The sequence below is a fragment of the Ruegeria sp. BHSC037 genome (assembly GCF_059613045.1).
Genome location: NZ_JBXWRT010000003.1, coordinates 21,474 through 37,623 on the forward strand (window position 1 = coordinate 21,474; position 16,150 = coordinate 37,623).

19 protein-coding genes are annotated in these 16,150 nt (G+C 64.0%); 8 read left to right on the forward strand and 11 right to left on the reverse strand.

What is annotated here, in order from left to right:
- Positions 1-86: 86 nt before the first annotated feature.
- The 6 genes from AC2FMN_RS03335 (at position 87) to AC2FMN_RS03360 (ending at position 6,038) form a co-directional block, all read left to right on the forward strand.
- On the forward strand, positions 87-866 hold the full coding sequence (locus AC2FMN_RS03335; protein ID WP_496686251.1) for a DNA repair protein: 780 nt from the start codon (positions 87-89) through the stop codon (positions 864-866).
- 129 nt (positions 867-995) lie between these two features.
- Positions 996-2,360, forward strand: coding sequence for a DNA repair protein RadA (gene radA / locus AC2FMN_RS03340; protein WP_496686254.1), 1,365 nt, complete (start codon positions 996-998; stop codon positions 2,358-2,360).
- Between the two features lie 41 nt (positions 2,361-2,401).
- The gene (locus AC2FMN_RS03345) at positions 2,402-2,971 is read left to right on the forward strand and encodes a CvpA family protein (RefSeq protein ID WP_496678068.1); all 570 of its coding nucleotides are present in this window, start codon (positions 2,402-2,404) and stop codon (positions 2,969-2,971) included.
- A 482-nt stretch (positions 2,972-3,453) separates the two neighbouring features.
- A complete protein-coding gene (gene purF / locus AC2FMN_RS03350; RefSeq protein WP_496678066.1) occupies positions 3,454-4,914 on the forward strand; it encodes an amidophosphoribosyltransferase in 1,461 nt (486 codons plus the stop codon).
- Between the two features lie 185 nt (positions 4,915-5,099).
- A complete protein-coding gene (locus tag AC2FMN_RS03355; protein WP_496678064.1) occupies positions 5,100-5,348 on the forward strand; it encodes a hypothetical protein in 249 nt (82 codons plus the stop codon).
- 42 nt (positions 5,349-5,390) lie between these two features.
- Complete coding sequence (locus tag AC2FMN_RS03360; protein WP_496678062.1) at positions 5,391-6,038, forward strand: SDR family NAD(P)-dependent oxidoreductase; 648 nt, start codon at positions 5,391-5,393, stop codon at positions 6,036-6,038.
- A gap of 58 nt (positions 6,039-6,096) precedes the next feature.
- Here AC2FMN_RS03360 and AC2FMN_RS03365 read toward each other — a convergent pair whose 3' ends face one another.
- From AC2FMN_RS03365 to AC2FMN_RS03380, 4 genes are all read right to left on the reverse strand, one after another.
- Positions 6,097-6,939 (reverse strand): ATP-binding protein, encoded by an 843-nt coding sequence (locus AC2FMN_RS03365; protein WP_496686256.1) that lies wholly within the window; start codon positions 6,937-6,939, stop codon positions 6,097-6,099.
- Positions 6,940-7,054: 115 nt separating this feature from the next.
- Positions 7,055-7,936 (reverse strand): twin-arginine translocase subunit TatC, encoded by an 882-nt coding sequence (tatC, locus tag AC2FMN_RS03370; protein WP_496686259.1) that lies wholly within the window; start codon positions 7,934-7,936, stop codon positions 7,055-7,057.
- Entirely contained in the window at positions 7,933-8,391 is a 459-nt protein-coding gene (gene tatB, locus AC2FMN_RS03375) for a Sec-independent protein translocase protein TatB (protein WP_149774519.1), read from the reverse strand. Before tatB ends, tatC begins: the two co-directional genes overlap by 4 nt.
- A gap of 6 nt (positions 8,392-8,397) precedes the next feature.
- The gene (locus AC2FMN_RS03380; RefSeq protein WP_496678054.1) at positions 8,398-8,613 is read right to left on the reverse strand and encodes a twin-arginine translocase TatA/TatE family subunit; all 216 of its coding nucleotides are present in this window, start codon (positions 8,611-8,613) and stop codon (positions 8,398-8,400) included.
- A 219-nt stretch (positions 8,614-8,832) separates the two neighbouring features.
- On the opposite strand from AC2FMN_RS03380, the gene AC2FMN_RS03385 reads away from it, so the two are divergent.
- Positions 8,833-9,138: a hypothetical protein gene (locus tag AC2FMN_RS03385; RefSeq protein WP_480753377.1), complete on the forward strand. Its 306-nt coding sequence runs from the start codon at positions 8,833-8,835 to the stop codon at positions 9,136-9,138.
- Positions 9,139-9,159: 21 nt separating this feature from the next.
- Entirely contained in the window at positions 9,160-9,831 is a 672-nt protein-coding gene (locus AC2FMN_RS03390; protein ID WP_496686262.1) for a helix-turn-helix transcriptional regulator, read from the forward strand.
- A 33-nt stretch (positions 9,832-9,864) separates the two neighbouring features.
- On the opposite strand, the gene AC2FMN_RS03395 is transcribed toward AC2FMN_RS03390, so the two are convergent.
- From AC2FMN_RS03395 to AC2FMN_RS03425, 7 genes are all read right to left on the reverse strand, one after another.
- Positions 9,865-11,016, reverse strand: coding sequence for a peptidoglycan DD-metalloendopeptidase family protein (locus AC2FMN_RS03395; protein WP_496678046.1), 1,152 nt, complete (start codon positions 11,014-11,016; stop codon positions 9,865-9,867).
- Between the two features lie 62 nt (positions 11,017-11,078).
- Positions 11,079-11,729, reverse strand: a complete 651-nt coding sequence (locus tag AC2FMN_RS03400) for a protein-L-isoaspartate(D-aspartate) O-methyltransferase (protein WP_496686264.1) — start codon at positions 11,727-11,729, stop codon at positions 11,079-11,081.
- Positions 11,726-12,508, reverse strand: coding sequence for a 5'/3'-nucleotidase SurE (gene surE, locus AC2FMN_RS03405; protein ID WP_496686266.1), 783 nt, complete (start codon positions 12,506-12,508; stop codon positions 11,726-11,728). Before surE ends, AC2FMN_RS03400 begins: the two co-directional genes overlap by 4 nt.
- 123 nt (positions 12,509-12,631) lie before the next feature.
- Positions 12,632-13,717, reverse strand: a complete 1,086-nt coding sequence (locus AC2FMN_RS03410; RefSeq protein ID WP_496678042.1) for an ABC transporter ATP-binding protein — start codon at positions 13,715-13,717, stop codon at positions 12,632-12,634.
- Positions 13,718-13,802: 85 nt separating this feature from the next.
- Positions 13,803-14,915, reverse strand: coding sequence for a YhaZ family DNA alkylation repair protein (locus tag AC2FMN_RS03415; protein ID WP_496678355.1), 1,113 nt, complete (start codon positions 14,913-14,915; stop codon positions 13,803-13,805).
- A 2-nt stretch (positions 14,916-14,917) separates the two neighbouring features.
- Positions 14,918-15,697: an SDR family oxidoreductase gene (locus AC2FMN_RS03420; RefSeq protein ID WP_496686269.1), complete on the reverse strand. Its 780-nt coding sequence runs from the start codon at positions 15,695-15,697 to the stop codon at positions 14,918-14,920.
- Positions 15,698-15,772: 75 nt separating this feature from the next.
- Positions 15,773-16,135, reverse strand: coding sequence for a nuclear transport factor 2 family protein (locus AC2FMN_RS03425; RefSeq protein WP_496678040.1), 363 nt, complete (start codon positions 16,133-16,135; stop codon positions 15,773-15,775).
- Between the last annotated feature and the right edge of the window lie 15 nt (positions 16,136-16,150).

Below are 16,150 nucleotides of genomic sequence, written 5' to 3' on the forward strand. Positions count from 1 at the left end.
CAGGGTCCGACGCGGACCGTCTTGCACGTTTGATGGATACTCCGCCCGGGCCCGGTTTTGCCGGTTTCAAAAGGAGTAGGACTGCCATGGCCGCCCTCAATTCGATTTCAATTCATTTCCAAAACGTATTCCTTCGACTGACTTTTTTCCTGATCTGCGCCGCCGCCCTGTTTGCCGTATCCGCCACCATGCTTGCCGCCGTGAATGTCTGGCCTTGGCTGACGATGCAGGCTGGATTGGGCGGACAGGACATCCCGAACGCAGGCGCCTACATCCAGATCGGCCTGACCGCTCTGGTTCTGATGCTCGCTTTCTATCTGCCCTCCAGCGCGCGCATGATGGCGTTGGAAAATGCGCATCGGAAGTTCTCGCTGCAGATGCAAGACGTGGTCGATGCCTATCAGATCGCCCATGCCGCCGACCGCAGCGGCGTGTTTGCGCTGGCCTCGGAATTCGACGCGGTCAAGGAACGCATGGCTTTCCTGCGCGACCATCCCGACCTGCAAACGCTCGAGCCCGAAGTCCTGGAACTGGCTGCACAGATGAGCCAGGTCAGCCACGAACTGGCCGAGACCTATGGCGCGGCCAAGGTCGCGCGGGCGCGGGCGTTCCTGCAACAGCGGCAGGAAGAGGTCGCGCAGTTCCAGCAGCGGATCGAAGAGGCCCAGACGATCCAGCACGAGCTGCGCCAGTGGACGCGCGACATCGAGATCGAGGAATCGATAGCCAAGTCCCAGTTGACCCGCCTGCGCGACGAATTGTTCGAACTCCTGCCCGAGCTGTCCGCCCAATTGCAGACCCCACCCGACGACAGCGACCCGACTGCCACGAGTGTCATCGCCATGCCCCCGCGGGCTGCTGAATAGAACGCCCCCCAAGTGCACCAGCACCCGCCGTGAAGGATGGCCCGCCGGGCCTGACGCCGCGGCTCGCCCGTTCGGCTTTCGGGCCACGGGGGCTTGAAGAACCTTCCATCCTCGGGCACCAAAGGTTCCATGGCAAAGATGACGACGTTTACCTGCTCGGCCTGTGGCGCCTCGCATACCCGCTGGTCCGGGCGCTGCGACGGCTGTGGCGAGTGGAACACCATTGTCCAGGAAACCCCGCTGTCGGCTGGCCCAGCCAAAAAATCTCTGGGCGGCAAGCGCGGCCAAGCTGTAACCCTGACTGACCTCTCTACCGAGGAGGCCCCGCCCCCCCGCACAGTCTGCGGTGTCGAGGAACTGGACCGTGTCTTGGGCGGCGGGCTGGTCCCGGCCTCGGCACTGCTGGTGGGCGGCGATCCGGGCATCGGCAAATCCACCCTGCTGCTGCAGGCTGCCGCGCGCTTTGCCCGGTCGGGGCTGAAAACCATTTATGTCTCGGGCGAGGAAGCCAGTGCGCAGGTCCGCATGCGCGCGCGCCGTCTGGGGCTTGAAGACGCGCCGGTGCAACTGGCCGCCGAGACCAACCTGCGCAACATCCTGACCACGCTTGAGGCCGAGAAACCCGGCCTTGCCATCATCGACTCGATCCAGACCATGTGGGCGGACAATGTCGACAGCGCGCCTGGATCGGTCAGCCAGGTCCGCGCCGCCGCGCATGAACTGACCAGCTTTGCCAAGCGCCACGGCGTATCCATCATCATGGTCGGCCACGTCACCAAGGAAGGCCAGATCGCCGGCCCCCGCGTGGTCGAACACATGGTCGATACCGTCCTCTATTTCGAGGGCGAGCGCGGCCACCAGTTCCGTATCCTGCGCGCGGTCAAGAACCGATTTGGCCCCGCTGACGAGATCGGCGTATTCGAGATGACTGGGAAAGGTCTGGCGCAGGTCACCAACCCTTCGGCCCTTTTCCTATCGGAACGCGGCACGCCCAGCCCCGGCTCGGCCGTTTTCGCAGGCATCGAGGGCACCCGGCCGGTTCTGGTCGAACTGCAGGCGCTGGTCGCGCCCTCGCCCCACTCACAGCCCCGCCGCACCGTCGTCGGCTGGGATAGCGGACGGCTTGCGATGATCCTCGCCGTGCTCGAAGCGCGCTGCGGCATCCCCTTTGCGGGGCTCGACGTCTATCTGAACGTGGCCGGGGGCCTGAAGATCAGCGAGCCCGCAGCCGACCTCGCCGTGGCAGCCGCTCTGCTGAGCGCGCGCGAGGACACCCCCCTGCCCGCCGACACCGTGGTTTTCGGAGAAATCTCTCTATCCGGGGCACTTAGACCCGCACCGCAAACCGAAAACAGGTTGAAAGAAGCGCAAAAACTTGGTTTCACATCGGCAATTGCTCCGGCAGGTGGCAAAACCGGCACTGTGGCAGGTCTGACACTCACCCGACCCTCTGATCTGGCCGGGTTTGTTGGCGAAACCTTCGGAGCAGGTTAAGCTCGCGCCACGAGGGGCAGAAAAACGAACAGGCGAGGGCCATGGAAGGTTTTACAATCATTGACGGGGTCGTTGCCCTGATCGTCGTGCTGTCGGGCATCCTGGCCTATTCACGCGGGTTCATGCGCGAGGTGATGGCCATCGCCGGATGGGTTGCCGCGGCCGTACTGGCCTTCATCTTTGCGCCGCAGGCGGTGCCGCTGGTCAAGGAAATCCCGGTGGTCGGGGATTTCCTGCGCGACAGCTGCGAGTTGTCGGTCATCACCGGTTTCGCCGCCGTGTTCGCCGTGGCCCTGATCGTGGTCAGTATCTTTACCCCACTGTTTTCGTCGCTGGTGCAGCGGTCGGCGCTGGGAGGGCTGGATCAGGCGCTGGGGTTCTTCTTCGGCATCGCGCGCGGTATCCTGCTGGTGGCCATTGCCTTTTTTGTCTATGACACCGTCATGACCGGTCAGTCCTACACGATCGTGGATGAAAGCCGCTCGGCCAAGGTGTTCGAACAGTTCAGCGACAAGATCGAAGAGCAGAACCCCGAGGCCGCTCTGGGCTGGGTCACCACGCAATACGAACAACTGGTGGCAACGTGCACCGCGGATTCGCAGGGTCAATAACGGCTACCCGGAATTGCAGACCAAGCCCGGCCCTGGCCGGGCTTTTTCTTTTTGCCGGTCAGACGAACCCTTCGCCACCACAAACCGAACAGCGCGATGTCTTCAGGCCGAAACAGCCATCGCAACGACTGAATTGCGGCCGACCGAGGTGATCGCGGCCTTTCAGAACCTCACCTTTGCCCATGCAGATCTGACAAGGCGCGCGTCCCATTCCGCGGCACCGATGACACCTTCGCTTGACGCGTTCTTCCTTCTTGGGTCCGGGTCGGCCTTGCCACATGCCCACCTCCATCTTGGCTTGGGACCGCAGGCCAGCACTCCTCGGAACACCTGCGGTGGCGATATTTCCGCACATCATTGAACCCCAAAACCGCGCTGCGGCAAAACGATTTGTGATCCTTTGATGACATGCGCGGGTTTAGGCATTATGTGAGGGCCAACCCGCAACGGAATCGGAGCTGCCCGTCTTGCCAAGCCCGCAGATGCCCCCCGCCCACCCGTTCGATGACGACAAACTCCGCGAGGAATGCGGGATCTTCGGTGTCGTCGGCGTCCAGGATGCCGCAAGTTTCATCGCTTTGGGGCTGCACGCCCTGCAGCATCGTGGGCAAGAGGCCGGCGGGATCGTCACCCACGACCCGCAGCTTGGCTTCAACTCGGCCCGCCGGTTTGGCTATGTGCGCGACAATTTCACCTCGTCCGACATCATCGAAAGCCTGCCCGGTCCGATCGGCATCGGGCATGTGCGCTATTCCACGGCCGGGTCCAAGGGCCAGACCGCAATCCGCGACGTTCAACCGTTTTTCGGCGAGTTCGCCATGGGCGGCGCTGCGATTGCGCACAATGGCAACATCACCAACGCCAACGCCCTGCGGCGCGAGTTGATCGAGCGCGGCTCGATCTTCCAGAGCTCGTCCGACAGCGAATGCATCATCCACCTGATGGCGCGGTCGTTGCAGCGCAACATCCCAGAACGGATGGAGGACGCGCTGCGCCGGGTCGAGGGCGCCTTCTCGGTCGTGGCCATGACCCGCACCAAGCTGATCGGGGTACGCGACCCCCTGGGTGTACGCCCGCTGGTTTTGGGCAAAATCGGCGATGGCTGGTGCCTGGCTTCGGAAACCTGCGCGCTGGACATCATCGGTGCTGAATTCCTGCGTGAGATTGAGCCCGGCGAAATGGTGGTTATCAATGCCCAGAACGGCGTTGAAAGCCACTTCCCGTTCCGCCGACAACCCAGCAAGTTCTGTATCTTCGAGCATGTCTACTTCTCGCGCCCAGACTCGATTCTGGGTGGACGCTCGGTCTATGAGACCCGCGAGGCCATCGGACGCGAGCTGGCCAAGGAAAGCCCGGTCGAGGCGGATCTGGTCTGCCCCGTGCCCGACAGCGGCACACCAGCGGCCATTGGGTACTCGCTGGAGTCCGGCATCCCCTATGCAATGGGTATCATCCGCAATCAGTACATGGGCCGCACCTTCATCGAACCCACCGAGCAAATCCGCAACATGGGCGTGCGGCTCAAGCTGAACGTGAACCGCGCCCTGATCGAGGGCAAGCGGGTGATTCTGGTCGACGACTCGGTGGTGCGCGGCACAACCAGCCGCAAGATCAAGGAAATGATCCTGGATGCCGGTGCGAAAGAGGTGCATTTCCGCATCGCCTCGCCTCCCACGGCCTGGCCCTGTTTCTACGGCGTGGACACGCCACAGCGCGAAAAGCTGTTGGCCGCCACGATGACCGAGGAAGAGATGACCAAGCATTTGGCGGTCGACAGCCTCCGGTTCATCTCGCTGGACGGGTTGTACCGGGCGGTCGGCGAATCGCAGGGTCGCAGCAAAGAATGCCCACAATACTGCGATGCATGCTTCTCGGGCGAGTATCCCGTCACTCCGGCGGATATGGTTGAACAAGGGTTCAAGATGCAACCGGCGGCCGAATAAGGCCGGAATTCAGAGACTTCTCCAAGGGGCCGCAGGGCCCCTTTTTTTCATGGCCCCGGTCCGCGTGGCAAAAGATGGCCGAAAGCTGCTGCACCGGCTTTTCCTTCCCCTTTGGCTCTGCTAGCCAGCCGGCTGCTCACTCACGCAACCACACGGAGGCCGGGCCACCGGGCCGGCCAGTTCACATGGCAAATCCCCGAGTCGACAGCGCGGCCACGCAGAAGGGCGCGCTCAGCAAGAATGGTACGACCGTCCTGGGCGTCTTTGGCCCGCAGAACGACATGCGCGCCCTGATGCGCTCATCGTCGGGACGGGTTAAAGAGGTCAAGACAGGCAGCCGCTTTGGTTCGGGCACGATCGTGGCCATCGACAAGGACGGCATCATACTGCGACAAAGCGGCCGGACCCAGCGCATCGCCATCCCCGGAAGCTGATCCGGGCTTGACGGGCTGCGCGCTTGGGTTCAAACCCCGCGCATGACCGATCAGACCAAAATTGCCCTTGTTACCGGCGCGTCGCGTGGGCTGGGAGCCGCCCTGGCCGAGGCGCTGGCACCCGAATACCACATCGTCGCCGTTGCCCGCACCACAGGCGGGCTGGAAGATCTGGATGACCGCATCAAGTCCCAAGGAGGCGCGGCCACCCTGGCGCCGATGGATATCGCCGACCCCAATGCCATGGCCACACTGTGCCGCGGCATCCATGACCGCTGGGGCAAGCTGGACCTGTGGCTGCACACGGCCATCCACACCGCACCGCTGACGCCTGCGAATTTCATCGACCCCAAGGATTGGCAGAAATCCGTGGACGTGAACGCCTCCGCGACTTCGGTTCTGATTCCCTATGTCGCGCCCCTGTTGGGTGAGGCTGGACAGGCGGTGTTCTTTGACGACCCGCGTGCCGGCGAGAAGTTCTGCGCCACCTATGGCGCAACCAAGGCTGCGCAGATTGCCATGGCGCGCAGCTGGGCCGCCGAAACCGTGCGCACCGGGCCAAAGGTTCATGTTCTGCAGCCCAGGCCTATGGCCACAGCCCTGCGCGCGCGTTTCTTCCCGGGTGAGGATCGGTCGAAGCTGGCCAGCCCCTCGGACGAGGCCGCGCGCCTGCTATCCATGCTGGGCTGAGACCGTTCGGCCAGATCCCTTGCAAGTTGCAGCGGCGCCCCCATGACGGGCGCCGTTTTCATTCGATATGGACGCCCTGCCGGCCCGCCAGATCGACAAAGAACTGCCACGCCACCCGGCCCGAACGCGCGCCGCGCGTGGCCTGCCATTCGATCGCCTCGGCCCGCAGAGCGTCGGCATCGACGCTGACGCCATAAGCCGCGCAATACCGGTCGATCATCGCAAGGTATTCGTCCTGATCGCAGGGGTGAAACCCCAGCCACAAGCCGAACCGGTCGGACAGCGAAACCTTTTCCTCGACTGCCTCGGACGGGTTGATCGCGCTCGAGCGTTCGTTCTCGATCATGTCGCGCGGCATCAGGTGGCGGCGGTTCGACGTGGCATAGAACACCACGTTTTCGGGCCGACCCTCGATCCCGCCATCCAGTACGGCCTTCAGCGACTTGTAGTGCTGATCGTCATGGCTGAACGACAAGTCGTCGCAGAACAGGATGAACCGGAAAGGTGCAGCGCGCAGGTGGTTCAGCAACCGCGCGACCGAGCCCATGTCCTCGCGCTGAAGCTCAACCAGCTTCAGGTCGGGAAACTCGGGCTGAAGGGTGCCGTGCACCGCCTTGACAAGGCTGGACTTGCCCATACCGCGGGCACCCCACAACAGCGCGTTGTTTGCCTTGTACCCGGCCGCGAAGCGGCGCGTGTTGTCCAACAGCGTATCGCGCGACCGGTTGATGCCCACCAGCAGGTCAAGATCGACGCGGTTGACATGGTGCACCGGCTCCAGCCGGTCGGGCGCAATGTGCCAGACAAAAGCGGGGGCGGCCGAGAAATCAGGCGCAGCCAGCGGCGCCGGGGCCATGCGTTCCAATGCGTCGGCAATGCGGTTCAGGGCTTGGTCGTCCATGGGTCCTCCGAAGTCTTGCGGCCGATTTCAACCACGTTCATGGGCCGCCAACAAGACCCGGATGAAGAAAGGGCGCACCCGTCAAGGCGCGCCCTTCCCCATTCACTGCTCGGGTTTACTTGTCGTCTTCGGCCTCAAACTCTGCCATCAGCTCGTCATCGGCTGCTTCTTCATCGTCATAATAGCCGTCGGCCCGCAGCTGTTCTTCGCGCTTTTTCTCGACCCGGGCCACCAGGAAGATCGAAATCTCGTACAGGCCGTAGACCACAACGAACAGAATGATCTGGGTGATCACGTCCGGCGGGGTCACGATGGCGGCCAGAACCAGAATGCCCACCACGGCATATTTGCGCACCGCGCCCAAACCTTCGGCGCTGACCAGCCCGGCCTTGCCCATCAGGGTCAACAAAACCGGAAGCTGGAAGCACAGACCGAAGGCCACGATGAACTTGATCGTCAGGTTCAGATATTCCTGCGCCGAACCTTGGAACACCACGCTCAGCGGCGCGGATGCGCCTTCGGCGACAGCCTCACCCTCGGCCCCGAATTGCTGGAATCCAAGGAAGAAGTCATAGGCCAGCGGGGTGACCACGTAAAAGGCAAAGCTCGCGCCCAGCAGGAACATGAAGGGCGAGGCCAGCAGGAATGGCAGGAAGGCGTTCTTCTCGGACCGGTAGAGCCCCGGCGCCACGAACCGCCACATCTGCATGCCGATATACGGAAAGGCCAGAATGAACCCACCCAGGAGCGAGACCTTGATCGCCACGAAGAAGCCCTCCTGCGGCGAAATGAAGATCAGGTCGCAGTCCTGTCCGCGCTCGGACAGAACATCGCACAGGGGCTGGGTCAGAAAGTTGAAAATCGGCGTGGCAACCGTGAAACAGATGATCATACCGATCAAAAACGCCACGACGCTGTGGATCAGACGCGTGCGCAACTCGGCCAGATGCTCGATCAGGGGGGCCGAGGTATCCTCGATCTCGTCGGTCTTGCTCATGTCTTGCCTTCGGTTTTCAGCGCGGCTTCGGCCTCTTCGGCCTTGGCCAGGGCCTCGGCGGCTTCTTTCGCCTTGCGCTCGGCGGCGGCACGGGCGGTGGCAGCCTGGATCTTCTTGGCCTGCTCGGCCCGTTCAGCGGCCAGTTTGCCGGTTTCGCTGTCAGGGTCGAACTTGGTCGGGTCCATGCTCTTGGCCATGTCCTGCGCGGCCTGCTTGACGCCATCCATCGCACTGCCCACCGGGTTGGTGGCCGCGTCCAGACCTTTCTTTATATCGTTCACGCCCGCCTGGTCGGCCGCCTCGTTCATGGCGCTTGAAAATTCGCGCGCCATGCCACGGGCCTTGCCGATGAACCGTCCGACATTGCGGAACAGAACCGGCAGGTCCTTGGGCCCCACGACGATCAGGGCAACGATGCCGATGACCAGCAGCTCGGTCCAGCCCAGATCAAACATGGGCGATCAGACCTTGTCTTTGTCGGTCTCGGGCGTGACGTCCTTGGCCAGCTCAGACGCGTCCTGTTCGATCTCCTCGCCGCCTTCCTTTACGCCTTTCTTGAATGCGGTGATGCCTTTGCCCACCTCACCCATCAACGAGCTGATCTTGCCGCGGCCAAACAGCACCAGCACCACGACGGCGATCAGCAGGAGGCCGGGAAGGCCGATATTGTTGAGCATGTCTCTTCTCCTTCTACGTCGGCGCAACGCGCCGGGAATGTGATCTGACTTCGTGTCTACGCCCACCGGGCCATCGAAAAAAGTGACGCAAGTCAAATCCGCGTTCAAATCCGGGCCGCTCATGTGGTTTTTGCGGGCTGGCAATTTTCAACTGACAGGTTTATGTCAGTTGCAGACGACTAGGAACAGGGCATCGAAACCTGGTCAACGGAGACTCACATGACCCATGTTGCTGAAATCGTCACCTTCACCCTCGCTGATGGCACCACGCCGGAAGAGTTCGTCAGGCTCAGCCAGACGACCGAGGCCTTCGTGCGCGCGGCTCGCGGCTTTGCCCACCGACAGTTGAGCCAGGGCGAGGATGGCCGCTGGACCGATTATGTCATCTGGACCGACATGAAGGCCGCACAGGACGCCGCAGCGCAGTTCCCACAGCAGGATTTTGCCGCCGGTCTGATGGCGGCGATCGACCCCGCCAGCATCCAGATGCGCCATGAGAAAGTGCTATGGAACATGACCGCCTGATCGCGGTCCGGACGGCGTGTCATGCGCCGCACTGACCGCCTGTTCGACATCATCCAGATCCTGCGCGACGGCAAACTGCACCGCGCGCAGGACATCGCGGACCGGCTCGAGGTTTCGGTCCGCACGATCTATCGCGATATGGACACACTGGTGGCTTCGGGCGTTCCCGTCCAGGGCGAACGCGGTGTGGGTTACATGGTGCGCGAGCAGATCACCCTGCCCCCGCTGAACCTCAGCCCGGCCGAGCTTGAGGCCCTGAACCTCGGCATGGCGATCGTGGCCGAGGCCGCCGACCCCGACCTGAAGGCCGCCGCCGAGTCGTTGGCCGCCAAGATCGACGCAGTACTGCCCACCCAGGTGGTGGCCGAGGCGGATGCGTGGAAATTCGCCGTCTATCCCTTTGCCGATGCCGCGCGCGGGCTGGCGCATATGGCGCCGATCCGAGCGGCCATCAAATCGCGCCAGAAACTGCGGCTGACCTACCGGCGCATCGACGGAACCCTGACCGAACGCACAATCCGCCCCTTGCACATGGAATACTGGGGCAGGGTCTGGACCCTGACCGCCTGGTGCGAGCTGCGCGATGCCTTCCGCGTGTTCCGCATTGACCTAATCGAAAGCGTCACGCCCTTGCCCGAGATCTTTGCCGATGAGCCCGGAAAGCGGCTGGCCGATTACGACCCGACCGCCTGATGCCCGTCAGCCCCGAAAGATCACGCCGAATTTTCAGCGCAGATAGGTTTCCGGATCCACCGACTCAAAGCCTTCGCGCACCTCGAAATGCACATAGGCGTTTTCGCCGCCGCGCAGCTTGGCAATGCTCTGGCCGCGGCTGACCCGGTCGCCTTTCTTAACCGAGATCCCCTCGACATTCGCATAGACCGTCAGCAGATCGTTGCTGTGCTTGACCACGATGATCGGGATCTGGTCGGCATCGGCCGTGATCGCGGCCACGGTGCCGGCCTCGGCGGCCTTGACCGGTGTGCCGGGGCTGCCGGCAATATCGATCCCCTCGTTCTTGCCCTTGGCATAGGGCCGGATGATCTTGCCGGTGACCGGCATCGCCAGGGCCGAAGCGCTGGTCTGGGTCGGCGCCTCGGCGGTCACGTCCGGCGCGGGGGCCGGCGGTGCGATCTTTTCATCCGGCAGGGGCTGGGTGGCACTGGGCGGCGTGGGTGTCGGAGACCCCTGCCCCGGCTCGGTCACCGCCGTTGCCGCGGGCACGGCCGCTTGTCGCGGCGCGGCCTGGTCCTTGACTGGAATCAGCAGGTATTGCCCCTCGCGCACGGTGAAATCGGGGCCCAGGCCGTTCCATTCGGCCAGCGCATCCACCGGCACCTGGTACAGGCGGGAAATGGTATAGGCCGTCTCGCCGCGCTTGACCTTGTGGCGGATCGGCTCGTCCGTCGAGGTGACCGGCGCAGGTTTGACCGGTTCCAGCGTCGAGACACGCACGCCGCCGGTATCCGGCGCCTGATCGATGGCCGTCGTTGCGATCGAGGCGATATCGACATTGCCCGCCCCGGCCCCGACCGACCGGGGCAAGGCCAGAACCTCGCCCTCGCGCAGTTGGTCGCTGGGCAGCAATCCGTTGAACCGGGCCAGTTCGGCCTCGGGCAGGCCAACCCGCGCCGCGACCGTGCCGACCGTATCGCCCCGCCGGGCCACCGCCACCTGGTAGGTGGGATAGGTGATCACCCCGCGCGCATCGGGCGCCGGGCGGTCTGCTGTGGCCGACAAGGCGGCCGGGGTGGTCGAAAACCCGCCGACCTGACCCCGCAAATCGTAATCCAGCGGCCCCTCGCACCCGGCAAGCACCGCCACCGTGGCCAGCGCCGACGCGCCACGACCCAAGACTGACCTGGAAACTGCTCTCATGTCTCTGTCCTCAACACCTGCCCCTGTTTGCCGGGGTTCTGGCGCCCTTTTTGCTACGGCTTCTACGCTTCGTCCCTGCCAAGCCCCTCCAACAAGGGCACGAATCGGACGGGCAACAATTCGTCATAGTCGAAGCCGGACTCGGTTCTGGTGACCCGGATCAGGGCCTGCACCGCATCCGACTGCCCCACGGGCAACACCATGATACCGCCGATTTTCAACTGCGCCAAGAGCGGCCCGGGCGGGTCCTCGGCGGCGGCGGTCACGATGATCCGGTCAAAGGGGGCCTGTTCGGGCAATCCAAAGGATCCGTCCGAATGCATCGCGGTAATGTTGGTCAGCCCCAACTCGCGAAACAGTTCTCCGGTTTCGCGCACCAGGCGCTTGTGGCGCTCGACCGTGTAGACCCGGCGTGCCAGCTTGGCCAAAACCGCCGCCTGATAGCCCGACCCGGTGCCCACCTCGAGCACCTTGTCGCGCGGCGTGACCTGCAGCGCCTGCGTCATTAGCCCAACGACCGAGGGCTGGCTGATCGTCTGACCGCAGGCAATCGGCAGCGGCGTGTCCTCATAGGCCCGTTCCGCGAACAGGCCGCGGACGAACCTGCCACGGTCGATCTGCTCCATCGCGTCCAGAACGCGCGCATCCGTCACCCCGCGCGAGCGCAGGGCAAACAGGAACTGCATCTTGGTTTCCGGGTCCGGTCCAGTCATTCGATTGTCTTCAAAGCGTCAAGCGCGTCATGCGCCGTCAGATCGGCCCGCATCGGCGTGACCGAGATGTAACCTTCCAGATTGGCCGCCGCGTCGGTGCCGGGCGCGGTGGGGTTGTGCTGATAGCCGCCCTTGATCCACAGGAACCGCCGCCCCGAAGGCGAGGTGTGCGGCTCGACCGAGAAATGCGTGTCGCGCCGAAAGCCCTGGCGCACGACGCGGGTACCCAGCACCTCGTCGGCGGGAACGGGCGGGAAATTCACGTTGTAGAACAGCCGGTAGTCTTCCTGCTCGGGCGGCGTGGCCGCAAGGATGCGCCGCACCAGGTCGGCGCCGTGACGCGCCGCGGCCTGGAACGGATCCTCGAGCCCTAGATTGCGCGGCCCGAAATACTGCGACAGGGCAATCGCGGGTATGCCCTGCAAGGCGGCCTCCATCGCGCCGCCGATGGTGCCGGAATACAACGTGTTCTCGGCCGAATTGTTGCCCCGGTTCACCCCGGACAGGACCAGATCGGGCCGGGCGTCCTTCATCACCTCGTGCAGCCCGGCCAGAACACAGTCGGCGGGCGAGCCCTCGGCGGCGAACCGACGCTCGCCTAGCTTGGCGATCATCATCGGATGGGTATAGCTGATGCAATGGCCCACCCCCGACTGCTCGAAAGCAGGCGCCACGACCCAGACCTCGCCCTCGGGCCCGGCCAGATCTGCAGCGATCGCCTCCAGCGTCATCAGCCCCGGCGCGTTTATCCCGTCATCATTCGTCAGAAGTATGCGCATCTGCCTGCTGTGCCCCCGCGTTTGGCCCTTGATAGACGCAGCCACCGAACGCGGCAAGCGACGCCTCGGCCCTTTCTGCGGCATTCGCGCACCACTTGCGGGGAAATCGACGGCGCAGGGCGGTCAGGCCGGAAAAACGAAACACTTGTCGCGGCGGATGGTCAGCCACATCACCCGACCCGGATTGGGCACGAACACGTTGGGCACGGTGACCTTCAGGATCGAACCGTCATAGTCCATGCGAAACTCGATCAGGCTTTCGTTGCCCAGGAACCGCGCCCGCTCGACCACGCCGCGGGCCGGAACGCCGTCGGTGGCGGTGGGCAGCGGCCCCTTGCCGTTGCGGTCGAAATCCAGCCGCACATGCTGCGGGCGGAACACGATCTCGACATTGGTGCCGTCGGGGATGCCCGGCGCCAGGAACTGTCCGAATGGCGTTTCCGCCAGCGCCCCATTCACCTGTGACCGCAACACGTTGACATCGCTGAAGAATGCCACCGCCGCCTTGTCGACCGGCCGGGTATACACGTTGTAGGGCGCGCCCTGCTGCACGATCCTGCCGCGCCGCATCAGTGCAATCTCGTCCGCCATGCGCATGGCCTCTTCGGGCTCGTGCGTGACCAGCAGCACGGCGGCGTCCTCTTCCTTGAGGATGGCCAGCGTCTCGTCGCGGATGCCATCGCGCAGACGGTTGTCGAGGCCCGAGAACGGCTCGTCCATCAGCATGATCCGGGGACGCGGCGCCAGCGCACGGGCCAGCGCGACCCGCTGTTGCTCGCCCCCCGACAACTGATGAGGAAACCCGTCGACATAGCGCAGCAGGTCCACCTTGCCCAACAACTCCTCGACGCGGGCGCGTTTCTCGTCCTTGCCGCCCTTCAGGCCGAAGGCCACGTTGTCGGCCACGCTCAGGTGCGGGAACAGGGCGAAGTCCTGGAACATCAGCCCGATCTCGCGCCGTTCGGGCGGCACACGGAACACGGTGTCGCAGATCAGCTTGCCGTCGACATAGATCTCGCCGGACTCCTGCATCTCGACCCCGGCGATCGCCCGCAACGTGGTGGATTTGCCGCAGCCCGACGGGCCCAGCAGACAGGTCACCTGCCCCGCCTGAACGGTCAGCGAGACATCATCCACCACCGTGCGCCCGCCGAACCGGCAGACCAGATTGCGGATTTCCAATCGCGGAGGAGCTGTGTTGATTGCCACCGACGGACCCCAATTGCCTTTTCCCGATCAAATTCATCGGGCTTGCGTCGGGATAACAACCCGGCCCATCGGGCGCAAGAGAGGCCTATGCCAGCAGCTCGAACGACACGCCCGCGCGGACACGGCCGTTGACTTGAACCTCAAGCCTGTGCGGCCCCGGGACCAGCCGAAACGTGGTGGCGTCGCCCTTGAGCTTGTGCCGCTTGCTCAGCTGCAGGCGGCCATCTGACAGATTGGCTTGCTTGAGCTTGTGAACCTTGGGTGAGATTTTTCCCCCAGATCGCTGAAAATGAACGATATAGTCGATCAATACCGGTTGATCATCGGGGCCTGAAACCGAGACGGTGAACTCCAGAACGCCGCCGATACGGGCGTCGCCATTCACCGCAACATCCACCTCCAGCGGCGCGTCGGGATCATAGCCCAGCAGCGCCATCGCCCCGCCATGGCCGGACTTGACCAGCCCGCGCAGCGCATGTGCGGTGATCCACCGCATCTCGTCAGTGTCTTGCGCGCCCGAGGCATGCCACGCCTTCAGGCGGTTCAGCGCCAGGTCAGGGTCTTTCTTGGTGATGTCGTTGAGATGGTTCGCTACCGACCGCGTGACATAGCGCGTCGGGTCCGAATGCAACCGATCCAGCAGCGGCAGTGGGTCGGTCAGGTCCAGCCCGACCGCCTGCCCCCAAGGCAGCCGCGGGCGCGTGCCTTCGGAGACCAGCCGCCGGACGTGATAGCTGGAATGCCTACACCAGTCCTGCATCCGGTCCAGCACCAGATCGGGATGGCTGTTCAGAAAGGGCCGGATTGCCCATTCCATCGAGAACCGCTGGGTCAGCTCCGCAAGGACATCCAGTGCCAGGTCGGGATGGTCCGCGCCGACCTGCGCCACCCAGTCACCCAGCGGGGCGAAGATGAAGTCACCGAAATCGTCATCGCTAAGGGACGGATCCAGAGGCGGCGGCAAGGCGCGCAGGATCACCGGGGCTACGTCGGGCAGCGCGCCGGGAAAGGCCGCATGCAAACAATCGGCAATCCACGCGATCCGCTGCTTCAGCTCCAGCTCCGGCAGGCGCGACATGACCCGCGCGTGGAACGCGTCGCCGTCAAAACCGGCGTCGGCCTGCGTGAACAGGCCGGCCAGGTAACGGGTCTTTTCCGCGTTGAACAGTTGATCCTTCAGCGAAAACCCCTGCGCCACGGTCACATCGTCAGGTTGGTCGCCCCGCCGTCCAGCAGGATGTTCTGCCCCACGATGAACCCGGCATGTTGCGAGCACAGAAACGCGCAGGTCGCGCCGAATTCCTGCCGCGCGCCATAGCGCCGCGCCGGGATCGTGGCCGCGCGTTCGGCCCGTGCCTCGTCCAGCGAGATTCCCTTTTGCTGCGCGACGCCACTATCCAGCGAATCCGCACGGTCGGTGGCGTGGATGCCCGGCAGCAGGTTGTTGATCGTCACGCCATAGGGCGCCACCTGCCGCGCGGTTCCGGCCACATAGCCGGTCAGCCCGGTGCGCGCCGCGTTCGACAGACCCAGCACCGCGATCGGCGCCCGCACGGATTGCGAGGTGATGTTGACCACGCGGCCCCAACCCTTGTCCATCATCGACGGCAACAGCGCCTTCATGAAGGCGATCGGCGTCAGCATGTTGGCATCCAGCGCCTTGATGAAATCCTCGCGGTCCCAGTCCGACCACAGACCAGGCGGCGGGCCACCGGCGTTTGTCACAAGGATATCAACGCCCTGCGCGGCCTCGATCACCTGCGCCTGACCGTCGGGCGTGGTCACATCGCAGGCCACGGTCTGCACCTCGACGCCATGTTCGGCGCGCAACCGGTCGGCCTGGGCCTCCAGCGCGTCAGGCCCGCGCGCGTTCATCACCAGATCGACGCCCTCGGCCGCCAGCGCCTCGGCGCAGCCCAGCCCCAAGCCCTTGCTGCTGGCACAGACCAGCGCGCGTTTTCCTTTGATTCCCAGATCCATCTGATCCCCCCTGTTTGTTGTTGCCCGCATGTCTAGCACCGGCTAGGCAAGGAAGACCAGATTGGCAGCGGCAAATCAGTAGAAGAACTCTTCGCGTACGATCTTTCCATCTGCCACGTGATAGACGCCGACCTCCTTCATATCAAAGACTTCACCGGTTTCCTTCACTTTGCCCTGAACCTCGAAGATCACGGCGAAGCGGTCTTCGCCGTGCAGGAACGGCTCGCTGACCGACGCGCCCGACACCTCGTGCGCGCCTTCCCACCAGTCGTGCTTGCCTCGGATGCCTTCAATGCCGTGGGTCTCGCGGCCCATGCCCTGCATGTCCATCGCTTCGACCGAAACGGCATCGGGCGCATACAGTTTTTCCAAATTCTCCTTGGCGCGGTCCTCGCGGCAGCCGGCCACCAGCTCCTGAGCGATTTCTTTCAAATTCATTGGTCCACTCCATTA